We start from the raw sequence: 11,097 nt of genomic DNA on the forward strand, positions 1-11,097 counted from the left end.
GAGACAGGGACCTGGGATCAGCCCTCTTCGGTGGCCGCGGCCTTGCCGGCCGCGGTCTTGGCCGTGGTCGTCTTCTTGGCCGCCGTCTTCTTCGCCGCCGCCGTCTTGGTGGTGGTCTTCTTGGCGGCGGTCTTCTTCGCGGCTGCGGTCTTGGTCGCAGCGGTCTTGGCCGTGGTCGTCTTCTTGGCCGCGGCCTTCTTCGCCGGGGCCTTCTTCGCCGCCTTCTTCACCGGTCCGCGCGCCCGCTTCTCGGCGAGCAGCTCGTACGCGCGCTCCGGCGTGATGGTCTCGACGTCGTCGTCCTTGCGGAGCGTGGCGTTGGTCTCGCCGTCGGTCACGTACGGGCCGAAGCGGCCGTCCTTGACCACCACCGGGCGCTCGCTGACCGGGTCGTTGCCCAGCTCCTTGAGCGGCGGGGCGGCGGCGGCCCGGCCGCGCTGCTTGGGCTGGGCGTAGATCGCCAGCGCCTCGTCGAGGGTGATCGTGAAGAGCTGGTCCTCGCTGGTCAGCGAGCGGGAGTCGGTGCCGCGCTTGAGGTACGGGCCGTAGCGGCCGTTCTGCGCGGTGATCTCCGCGCCCTCGGCGTCGGTGCCGACCACCCGCGGCAGCGAGAGCAGCCGCAACGCGTCCTCCAGCGTGACGGTGTCCAGCGACATGGTCTTGAACAGCGAGGCGGTGCGCGGCTTGACCGCGTTCTTGCCGGTCTTCGGCGTGCCCTCGGGCAGGATCTCGGTCACGTACGGGCCGTAGCGGCCGTCCTTGGCGACCAGCATGTTGCCGCTGACCGGGTCCGGGCCGAGCTCGAAGTCGCCGCTGGGCTTGGCCAGCAGCTCCTCGGCCAGCTCGACGGTGAGCTCGTCCGGCGGCAGCTCGTCCGGGATGTCGGCGCGCTGGCCGGGCTCGCCCTCGACGGCCGAGGCGCGCTCGACGTACGGGCCGTAGCGGCCGACCCGAAGGGTGATGTCGTCGCTGACCTTGAACGAGCTGATCTCCCGGGCGTCGATCGCGCCGAGGTCGGTGACCAGCTCCTTCAGGCCGCCCAGGTGGTCGCCGTCGCCGTTGCCGGCCTCGGCGGCGCCGCCCGCGGCGTGGCCGTCGCCCTCACCGAAGTAGAAGCGCTTCAGCCACGGCACGGACTTCGCCTCACCGGCGGCGATCCGGTCGAGGTCGTCCTCCATCTTGGCGGTGAAGTCGTAGTCGACCAGCCGGCCGAAGTGCTTCTCCAGCAGGTTGACCACGGCGAAGGAGAGGAAGGACGGGACGAGCGCCGTCCCCTTCTTGAAGACGTACCGGCGCTGGATGATCGTGTCGATGATCGACGCGTAGGTGGAGGGACGGCCGATCTCCCGGTCCTCCAGCTCCTTGACCAGCGAGGCCTCGGTGTAGCGGGCCGGCGGCTTGGTGGCGTGGCCCTCCGGGGTGATCCGCTCGGCGGCCAGCGGGTCGCCCTGGGCGACCTGCGGCAGCCGGCGCTCGCGGTCGTCGAGCTCGGCGTTCGGGTCGTCGGCACCCTCGACGTAGGCCTTGAGGAAGCCGTGGAAGGTGATGATCTTTCCGGAGGCGGAGAACTCGACGTCCCGGCCGTCGGCGGAGGTGCCGCCGACCCGGACGGTGACGGACTGGCCGACCGCGTCCTTCATCTGGGAGGCGACGGTGCGCATCCAGATCAGCTCGTACAGCTTGAAGTCGTCGCCGGTCAGGCCGGTCTCGGCGGGCGTGCGGAAACGGTCGCCGGACGGGCGGACGGCCTCGTGCGCCTCCTGCGCGTTCTTGACCTTGCTGGCGTAGGTGCGCGGGGCGTCCGGCAGGTAGTCGGCGCCGTACAGCTGGGTGACCTGGGCCCGGGCGGCGGAGATCGCGGTGTCCGACAGCGTGGTGGAGTCGGTACGCATATAGGTGATGAAGCCGTTCTCGTACAGCTTCTGGGCCACCTGCATGGTCCGCTTGGCGCCGAAGCCCAGCTTGCGGCTGGCCTCCTGCTGGAGCGTGGTGGTGCGGAACGGCGCGTACGGCGAGCGGCGGTAGGGCTTGGACTCGACGCTGCGGACGCCGAACGCCGTCTGCTCCAGGGCGGCGGCCAGCTGACGGGCCGCCTGCTCGTCCAGGTGCAGGGTGTTCGCGCTGGCGGCCTTCAGCCGGCCGTCCTGGCCGAAGTCGCGGCCGCTGGCGATCCGCTTGCCGTCGACGGCGGCCAGCCGGGCGCCGAAGGTCTCCGGGTTGGCGGCGTCGACCGGGATGCGGCCGGTGCCGAAGGTGCCGACCAGGTCCCAGTACGAGGCGGTGCGGAAGGCCATCCGCTCGCGCTCGCGCTCGACCACCAGGCGGGTGGCGACGGACTGCACGCGGCCCGCCGAGAGCTTCGGCATGACCTTCTTCCACAGCACCGGCGAGACCTCGAAGCCGTACAGCCGGTCGAGGATGCGGCGGGTCTCCTGGGCGTCGACCAGGCGCTGGTTGAGCTCGCGCGGGTTGGCCACGGCCTCCTGGATCGCCGACTTGGTGATCTCGTGGAACACCATGCGGTGCACCGGCACCTTGGGCTTGAGCACCTGCTGGAGGTGCCACGCGATGGCCTCGCCCTCGCGGTCCTCATCGGTGGCGAGGAAGAGCTCGTCGGACTCCGCGAGCAGCGACTTCAACTTGCTGACCTGGGACTTCTTGTCCGCGTTGACCACGTAGATGGGCGCGAAGTCGTGGTCGACGTCCACCCCGAGACGGCGCACCTCGCCGGTGTACTTCTCCGGCACCTCGGCCGCGGTGCTGGGCAGGTCGCGGATGTGCCCGACGCTCGCCTCGACGATGTAGCCGGGGCCCAGGTAGCCCTTGATCGTCTTCGCCTTGGCCGGCGACTCGACAATGACGAGTCGCTGTCCGTGCGCGGTCTCGCTGCTCGGGGACACCTTCGCTCTTCTCTCCCGGTCCTTATGTGGCTGGTCGGCGCCGGCAGCACGGGCTGCGCTCCGCCCGACCCCTCCACCGTCCCGGGGCTGCCGCGGCACGACACCCCCACCAGCGGAGTGTGACCGTACCCCGGCCACCCTTGTCAAACGGACGGATCCCGCGTTTTCACTTTCCGGGCTCACCGACGCCACTCGAACGGTAACCCGATGACGGAGGTTCGCGCCCCGCGGAGGGGGCCTTCGGCAGGTTCCGGAGGATGGAATGACGGATTTCAAGATCTGTCAACGCAAAATCGACGGGCGGGCGCGGGGCGGCGCTCTCGCCGCGGGGGGCGCTGGTTCGCGGGGCGCCGAGGGCACTGGTTCGCGGGCGGCCGCGGGGTGCTGGTTCGGAGGCGGCCGCGGGGGTGCTCGTTCATGGGTGGCCGCGGGGCGCTCGTGGGACTCCGCGGATCGCTCGGGGGTTGCGGGGCTCAGCCGCCGGCCGCGGCCACGAGCCCGGTGCCGACCGCCAGACAGCCCACGCCCAGGGCGCTCCACAGCAGGTCGACGACGGCGGACCGGCCCGCCTCCCCGGCCGCCAGCACCACCCGGCCCGGGCGCTGCGGGTCGTAGAAGATCCGCACCGAGGCGCCGGGCGCGAAGCGGTCCGGACGGCGCAGCGGGGTGTGCCCACGCGGACGGGCGATCACGAGCCCCGCGATCCCGCACGCGCCGGGGCCGCCGACCGACGGCGGCACCGAGAAGGAGAGCAGCGGTGCGCTGTCCAGCTGGCCGTGCACGTCGTCCTCGGCCATCACGGTGGCCACCGCCGACACCCCCCGGCGGCGCACCCGCAGGCGCAGGCTCACTTCGGCGGCGCACCAGAGCAGCAGCACGCCACCGAAGAGGGCGAGCACCGACCCGCCCACCATCGCCGTCGTCGTGTCCACCCCTGGCCCCCGGCTCCCCAGCTCTGTCCACAGCCTGTGGACAGAGCTTCACAGCGGAGGACCAACGGGAGACAGCCGTCCGACGGCGACCGGACGAACCAGGCGGTACGGGCGGGTGAACCGGGCCCGGACACCGGCAGGACGGGGTCTCGGCGGACCCGGCCTCAGCGGGGTGCGGGTCCCGGTGGGTCCGGTCTCAGCAGGTGCGGCCTCAGGGGGTGGGGCCTCAGGGGGTGCGGCCTCAGCGGGTGCGGTCTCAGGGGGGCGGTCTCAGCGGACCGGGTCGATGAACCCCTGCTCGGTCAGCAGGCGCAGCGACTCCGGCACCCGGTCCCGCAGGACCACCCGGTCCTCGCCCAGCAGCTGCGCGATGGCGTCCACGATCTCGCCCGCCGACAGCGTCCCGTCGCAGACCCCGACGAAACCGGCACCCACGGTGTCGACCTTGGTGGCCCGCCGCATGCCGCGGTTGTGACGCAGGATCACGTGCTCCGGGTCCTCCGCGCCCGGCGCGCCGACCTGTTCCTGGACCACCTCGTCGGCCAGCACGTAGCGGGCCGCGAGCAGGCCCGCGTCGTCGTGCGAGCGGAGGAAGTCCTGCCGGTCGAACCAGGCCTCGATGTGCGGGCCGAGCGGCTGCTCCACCGGGTGCGGCCACTCCTCCACCCGGACGGTCGGGCGCTCGGCGCCGCTCGCCCGCAGGGTGATCCAGCCCATGCCGATGCCCTCGACCCGGCCCGCCTCGAAGGCGTCCAGCCACTCGCCGTACCGGGCCTGGTAGTCGCCGCCGGGCCCGCGGTGGTCACCACCGTCACGCAGCCACAACTCGGCGTACTGGGCCACGTCCTGGACCTCGCGCTGGACGATCCAGGCGTCCAGGCCGGTGCCCGCGACCCAGCCGGCCAGCCGCTCGTGCCAGTCCTCGCCCTTGATGTGCTGCCAGTTGGCGAGCAGCTGGCAGTAGCCGCCGGGCTCCAGGTGGTCGGCGGCCGAGCGGACCAGGTTGCGGCACAGGTCGTCGCCGGCCATGCCGCCGTCACGGTAGGTGAACCGGCCGACCGGCGAGATGACGAACGGCGGGTTGGAGACGATCAGGTCGAACTTCCGCTCCCCGACCGGCTCGAAGAGGCTTCCGGCGGACACCTCGGTGTTGTCGAAGCCCGACAGCGCCAGGGTCAGCTCGGTGAAGCGCAGCGCGCGCGCGTTGAGGTCGGTGGCGGTGACGGTCCCGGCGTGCCGGGCAGCGTGCAGCGCCTGCACGCCGGAGCCCGAACCGAGGTCCAGCGCGGCCCGGACGGGGCGGCGCACGGTGATGTTGGCCAGCGTGGTGGAGGCGCCGCCGACCCCGAGCACCAGGTCCTTGCGAGCCACCCCGTGCGCGGTCTCACCGGAACCGATGCCGCCCGCGCCGCCCACGGCACAGCCCAGGTCGGAGACCACCCAGGCGTCCGAACTGGGCATCCCGGCCACCTCGTTGGCGTACGGCCGGACGTCGACGGTGGCGCGCACCAGATCGCCGTCGGGGCGCAGCCAGCCGTCCGCCAGGCAGTCCTCCACCGGCAGCGCGGCGGCGGCCGCCCGGTACGGGACCGGCTGCTGGAGCAGGAACAGCCGTACCAGCGTCTCCAGCGGACTGCCACCGCGGGTCGCCCGCAGCGCCGGGACCGCCTCGCTGCGGGCCAACGCCGAATAGCCGGTGGGCCCGAGCAGGTCCAGGCACCCGTCGGCGGTGAACGAGGCGTCGAGCAGCGCCTCGCGGAACTTGGCGAGGCGGGTCGGGTCGAGAACGGGGCTACTGATCACCCCGCCATTGTCCCCCGCCGCCCACCCCGCGGCCGCCGCTGCGCCCCGCGCCCATCGGACGGAAGCCCGCACCACTCCGCGCGCCCCCGGAAGCCGCCGCGCGCCGCCCTGCCGGGGCCGCCGAGACGTTCGACAGCGGCCCCGGGGCGCCGGCTCCCGGCGTACGGGCTTCGGGGCGGCGGCTCCGCGAGGGCACGCGGAGCCGCGCCGTCCGTTGGGCCGACGTGCCGCCCATCACCGGCCCCGGCCGGTGTCCTGGACGGGCGCGTCGGATCGTTCGGTCCGCCCGGGCTCAGCTCGCGCTGGGGGCGGGGTTCGCCGGGGTGGTGGGCGGGGCGGCCGGAGCGGTGGTCGCGCCGGCGGCGGCCGGACTCGCTCCGTCGGTCGCACCGGGCACCGGGGGCGTGGCCGGGGCGCTCGCGGTGTCGGTGGCACCAGGGGCCGGGGTCGTGCCCGCGCCGCCCGGGGCCGGAGTGCCACTCGCGCCGGCTCCCGCACCACCGGTCGCACCGCCGGTCGGGGCGGTGGTCGGGGCGGTGGTCGGGGACGGCTTGCAGCCCTCCTGCTTGGCCATCGCCGCGCCGAGGTCACCGCGCTGGAGCTTGCTCTGCGCCTGGGTGGAGAGCGAGGCCAGCTGCTGCACCTGGTCGGCCACGCTGCGCAGCCCGTCCGCGAACTTGGCCTGGTCGTTGTTGGGCAGCGCGTCCAGCTTCTTCTGGACCTCCACGTAGCCGTCGGCCGCCTTCTTCAGCTCGTCGACGGTGTCCTTCTGGAGGGCCGCACCGTCCTTCACCTTGGGCGCACCGGCCGCGTCGATGGCGGCCGCTATGTCCTGGTTGGTCTTGGCCAGCCGCCCGATGTCCGTGGAAAGCCGCTTCTGGAGGTCGGCCGGGACCTCGCCGGTCTTCACCTGGCCGGTGTCGGCGAGCGCGGTCTGCGCCTGGGCGATCGGGTCCTTGGCCGCGCCACAGACGTTCGACGCCCAGGACTCCAGCTGCTTGCTGTTGTCGTCGCCGCCGCAGCCGACGGCGCCGAACGCGAGCAGCACGCCGAGGGCGGGTACGGCCAGCAGTCGCTTGTTCACCGGGAGAAGCCTTTCGGTTTCGGTCGTCATCGGTCGTCGAACCTACACGGCCGGTGTCCGTCCCCTGCTTCCCGGTTCCCCGCCCCGCTGCCCGCCCTGCCGTTCGCCCCTTCGGTGTCCGTCCCGGCGTGGACCGTCCGCAACACTCGGGCATCACCGTTCAACCGCGCCCAGGACGTTGCAGGGACTGGCCGGCCGGCACTCGCCGTTGTACGAGGTCGGCGTCGGACCGTACGGCAGCACGAGGCTGTCGCCGTCGGTCCAGAAGGCGACCGTGCCCGGTTCCACGACCTGCCGGGCCCCGTCCCCGCGTGGCACGCCGACGGGCGTGCCGAAGCAGACCTCCTCGCCCCGGGTGCCGGCCGACGAGCTGATCGGCGGCTCCGCCCGGAGCGTTTCGGTGGTGGGGGTGGCCGTTGAGGTGGCGGTGATCTGCCCGACCGGCCACAGGACGCGGTTCCGCTTGTCCGTCCTCTTCCGCGACGAGGCCCGATCGATGATCGGACCCGGTCGTGCCGGAGCAGCGGACCGCCGGGATCAACATGCTGTCAACGCACGACCAGGGGCTGGACGCCAGCCCTCCGGGCGCGTACGCAAACGGTGCGTACGCAAACGCGGAAGAGACGCCTCAGACCGCGATGGAGGCGATCGAAACCGGCCAGCTCATCCGGATCAGGCCACCGTCCGTGCCGTTGGTGACCTCCAGGTCCTCGACCAGGCCGGTGATCACGGCGAGGCCCAGGGTGTCCTCGTCCGGCTCGCCGCCCTCCGCGGCGCCGGAGGCCGGGGCGGCGGCGGGGCCGGCCTCGTCCTCGACCTCAATGAGGAAACGCTTCTCCTGATCGGTCAGCGCGACCCGGACCGTGCCGCCGATGCCGCCACGCTGGTGCAGGCCGACTGCGCGGGAGCACGCCTCGCCGACCGCGAGTCGTACCTCGTCGAGCACCGACTCGTCGACCCCGGCCCGTCTGGCGACGGCCGCGGCGACCAGTCGGGCCGTCCGCACGTGCTCGGGAAGCGCGCTGAATCGAAGTTCGACGGTTGCCATCTCTCCCCCTCGGGGTGCTCCGACAGGGGCCGGAGGTCCGGCCCCTGCGGGCCGGCAGAACCGGCCCAGAGGCGCCCGAGGACGCTCCAGGCCACACGGGCCCGGGCACCCGGACGCGAGGAACGGGCGGGGCCGACCGCACGGGCCGGCCCGGCCGCGTCAGTCGGTCGCGTTGACCGCGTCGTCCACCGAGGTGTGAATCGGGAAGACCTTGGTCAGGCCGGTGATGCGGAAGATCTTCAGGATGCGCTCCTGGTTGCAGACGAGGCGCAGCGAGCCCTCGTGAGCGCGCACCCGCTTCAGACCGCCCACCAGCACACCGAGGCCGGTCGAGTCGAGGAAGTCAACGCCCTCCATGTCGACGACGAGGTGGTACTTGCCGTCGTTGACGAGCTCGACCAGCTGCTCCCGCAGCTTCGGGGCGGTGTACACATCGATCTCGCCGCCAACCTCGACGACCGTACGATCGCCGACTGAACGGGTCGACAGGGACAGGTCCACGGAACCTCCAGCACCTTGCCTTGCTACGTCATGTGCGATCCTCGGCCGGACGGCCGCCACCGCATGGTCGCGAGCCCCGGGCGCGCCCAGCCAACGCGTGGCAAGCCTCAGCGCTGCGACCCACGGCCATTCGGCCGTCACGGCCACATTCAACCACCTGCGACCATGCCCGCACGATGGCTTACGACGATTCTCCGTCACGCCGGTGACACACTGGGTCCCCATGCCGCCCCGACACAGCCCGCCCGAGGCACTGCTCACGACCCTGGCCACCGGCCGAGGGCGGTCCGACCGGCTCACCCATACGGAGCACCTTCCCGCCCGAGCCGCGCGTTATTCACCGTGGCCCGACTCGATCCGTCCGGAGGTCGTGGCCGCTGCGCGCGCCGTCGGGGTGGAACAGCCGTGGGCGCACCAGGCAGAAGCGATGAATCTGGCCAAAAGCGGCCAGACTGTGGTGATCGCCACAGGCACCGCCTCGGGCAAGTCGCTGGGCTATCTGGCCCCGGTGCTCAGCGACCTGCTGGACGGCACCGAGGCCCGCAACGGCCGCGGCGCCACCGCGCTCTACCTGGCCCCGACCAAGGCGCTCGCCGCCGACCAGCGCCGCCGGGCCGCCGAGCTCGCCCCACCGAGGGTCCGCGCCGCCCTGTACGACGGCGACACCCCGCCCGAGGAGCGCGAGTGGGTCCGCCAGTACGCCTCCTACGTGCTCACCAACCCGGACATGCTGCACCGGGGCATCCTGCCCGGCCACGCCCGCTGGTCCTCCTTCCTCAAGGCGCTGCGCTACGTGGTCGTGGACGAGTGCCACAGCTACCGGGGAGTGTTCGGCTCGCACGTCGCCCAGGTGCTGCGGCGGCTGCGCCGCGTCTGCGCCCGGTACGGTTCGTCACCCACCTTCCTGCTGGCCTCCGCCACCACCGCCGACCCGGCCGCGACCGCCCGGCGGCTGACCGGCCTGCCGGCCGTGGCCGTCACCGAGGACGCCTCGCCGCGCGGGCCGATGGTCTTCGGCCTCTGGGAGCCGCCGCTGACCGAGAACATCGGCGAGCACGGCGCGCCCGTGCGCCGCACCGCGACCGCCGAGGCCGCGCACCTGCTCACCGACCTGGTCGAGCGGGAGACCCGCACCGTCGTCTTCGTCCGTTCCCGGCGCGCCGCCGAGCTCGTCGCGCTCCAGGCCCAGGACCAGCTCGGCCGCCCGCTCGCCGGACGGGTGGCCGCCTACCGCGGCGGCTACCTCGCCGACGAACGCCGGGCCCTGGAGCGCGACTTGCACACCGGCCGACTGCTCGGCCTCGCCTCCACCTCCGCTCTCGAACTCGGCGTCGACATCTCCGGCCTCGACGCCGTCCTGATGGCCGGCTATCCCGGCACCCGGGCCTCGCTCTGGCAGCAGGCGGGCCGGGCGGGCCGGGAGGCCCAGGGCGCGCTGGCCGTCCTGATCGCCCGGGACGACCCGTTGGACACCTACCTGGTGCACCACCCGGAGGCGCTGTTCGCGGCCCCCGTCGAGGCCACCGTGCTCGACCCCGACAATCCGCACGTGCTCGCCCCGCACCTGTGCGCGGCCGCCGCCGAACTCCCGCTCACCGATGCCGACCTGGAGCTGTTCGGGCCGTCCACCGCGCCGCTGCTGCCGGTCCTGGAGCGGCGCGGCCTGCTGCGCCGGCGCAGCGACGGCTCCTGGTACTGGACCCGTCGCGAGCGCGCGGCCGACGCGGTGGACCTGCGCGGCAGCGGCGGCAGCCCGGTGCAGATCGTCGAGGCCGACACCGGCCGACTGCTCGGCACGGTGGACGCCGCGGCCGCGCACACCACCGTCCACACCGGGGCCGTCCACCTGCACCAGGGCCGCACCTACCTGGTCCGGGAGTTCGACCTGGACAGCTCCGTCGCCCTGGTCGAACCGGCCGACCCGCCGTACACCACAGCCGCCCGCGACATCACCTCCATCTCCGTCCTCGACACCGACACCACCGTGGACTGGGGCGAGGGCCGGCTCAGCTTCGGCTCGGTGGAGGTGGTCAACCAGGTGGTCGGCTACCTCCGCAAGCGGATCTCCACCGGGGAGATCATGGGCGAGACCAAACTCGACCTGCCGCCCCGCACGCTGCGCACCCGCGCGGTCTGGTGGACCGTCACCGAGGACCAGCTGCTCGACGCGGACATCCCGCTCGACCAGCTGCCCGGCGCAGCCCACGCGGCCGAGCACGCCTCGATCGGGCTGCTGCCGCTGTTCGCCACCTGCGACCGGTGGGACATCGGCGGCGTCTCCGTCCCGCTGCACCCCGACACCGGCCTGCCGACCGTGTTCGTGTACGACGGCCACCCGGGCGGGGCCGGCTTCGCCGAACGCGGCTTCCAGCGGGCGGTCCAGTGGCTGACGGCCACCCGGACGGCGATCGCCTCCTGCGAGTGCGAACGAGGCTGCCCCTCCTGCGTCCAGTCGCCCAAGTGCGGCAACGGGAACGACCCGCTGGACAAGGCCGCCGCCGTCCGGCTCCTGGACGTCCTGCTGGCCGGGGCGCCCGGGGCTGCGGACGAGCAGAACGGGCCGGACACGCAGAACGGGCGGGAGACACCGGACGGGCCGGGGACGCAGGACGGGCCGGGGACGCAGGACGGGCCGGGGACGCAGGACGAACCAGGGACACAGGCCGGGCCGGGAACACCGGACGGGCGGGAGGCGGCCTCGGGACCGAACGGTGGAGCCCCGGCCGGTTCATGAGGCCACCGCCGCAGTGCTCGGGCCTCCGCCCGGCCCGCCGTCCGGAACGCCCTCAGGGCCGGTGACCGGGGCCCGAGCCGGCCCGGCTCGGGCCC

Annotated in this window: 8 protein-coding genes; 1 reads left to right on the forward strand and 7 read right to left on the reverse strand. The window is 73.3% G+C overall.

Going from position 1 to position 11,097, the window contains the following annotated elements:
* Positions 1–17: 17 nt before the first annotated feature.
* The 7 genes from topA to bldG all read right to left on the reverse strand — a co-directional run bounded on the left by topA (position 18) and on the right by bldG (position 8,268).
* Positions 18–2,900: a type I DNA topoisomerase gene (topA, locus tag ACFU7Y_RS29915; RefSeq protein WP_380770276.1), complete on the reverse strand. Its 2,883-nt coding sequence runs from the start codon at positions 2,898–2,900 to the stop codon at positions 18–20.
* A gap of 473 nt (positions 2,901–3,373) precedes the next feature.
* Positions 3,374–3,832 carry a DUF3592 domain-containing protein gene (locus tag ACFU7Y_RS29920; RefSeq protein WP_224283582.1) on the reverse strand — a complete coding sequence of 153 codons (459 nt, stop codon included), beginning with the start codon at positions 3,830–3,832 and terminating at the stop codon, positions 3,374–3,376.
* Positions 3,833–4,102: 270 nt separating this feature from the next.
* Positions 4,103–5,635, reverse strand: a complete 1,533-nt coding sequence (locus tag ACFU7Y_RS29925; protein WP_224283583.1) for a methyltransferase — start codon at positions 5,633–5,635, stop codon at positions 4,103–4,105.
* Between the two features lie 292 nt (positions 5,636–5,927).
* Positions 5,928–6,719, reverse strand: coding sequence for a hypothetical protein (locus tag ACFU7Y_RS29930; RefSeq protein WP_380770277.1), 792 nt, complete (start codon positions 6,717–6,719; stop codon positions 5,928–5,930).
* Positions 6,720–6,872: 153 nt separating this feature from the next.
* Positions 6,873–7,220, reverse strand: coding sequence for a cyclophilin-like family protein (locus tag ACFU7Y_RS29935; RefSeq protein ID WP_380770279.1), 348 nt, complete (start codon positions 7,218–7,220; stop codon positions 6,873–6,875).
* Between the two features lie 127 nt (positions 7,221–7,347).
* Positions 7,348–7,767 (reverse strand): ATP-binding protein, encoded by a 420-nt coding sequence (locus ACFU7Y_RS29940; RefSeq protein WP_224284301.1) that lies wholly within the window; start codon positions 7,765–7,767, stop codon positions 7,348–7,350.
* Between the two features lie 159 nt (positions 7,768–7,926).
* The gene (gene bldG, locus ACFU7Y_RS29945) at positions 7,927–8,268 is read right to left on the reverse strand and encodes an anti-sigma factor antagonist BldG (RefSeq protein ID WP_049659132.1); all 342 of its coding nucleotides are present in this window, start codon (positions 8,266–8,268) and stop codon (positions 7,927–7,929) included.
* A gap of 223 nt (positions 8,269–8,491) precedes the next feature.
* Between bldG and ACFU7Y_RS29950 the strand changes: the two genes are divergently transcribed.
* The gene (locus ACFU7Y_RS29950; RefSeq protein WP_380770278.1) at positions 8,492–11,002 is read left to right on the forward strand and encodes a DEAD/DEAH box helicase; all 2,511 of its coding nucleotides are present in this window, start codon (positions 8,492–8,494) and stop codon (positions 11,000–11,002) included.
* The last annotated feature ends 95 nt before the right edge of the window (positions 11,003–11,097 follow it).

Origin of the sequence: Kitasatospora sp. NPDC057542 (assembly GCF_042801945.1) — a bacterium.
Taxonomy (GTDB): Bacteria; Actinomycetota; Actinomycetes; order Streptomycetales; family Streptomycetaceae; genus Kitasatospora.

Bases quoted from the DNA above. Each gene is read 5' to 3' on its own strand.
- ACFU7Y_RS29940 (WP_224284301.1), bottom strand. From the start codon at position 7,767: ATGGCAACCGTCGAACTTCGATTCAGCGCGCTTCCCGAGCACGTGCGG.
- ACFU7Y_RS29950 (WP_380770278.1), top strand. From the start codon at position 8,492: ATGCCGCCCCGACACAGCCCGCCCGAGGCACTGCTCACGACCCTGGCC.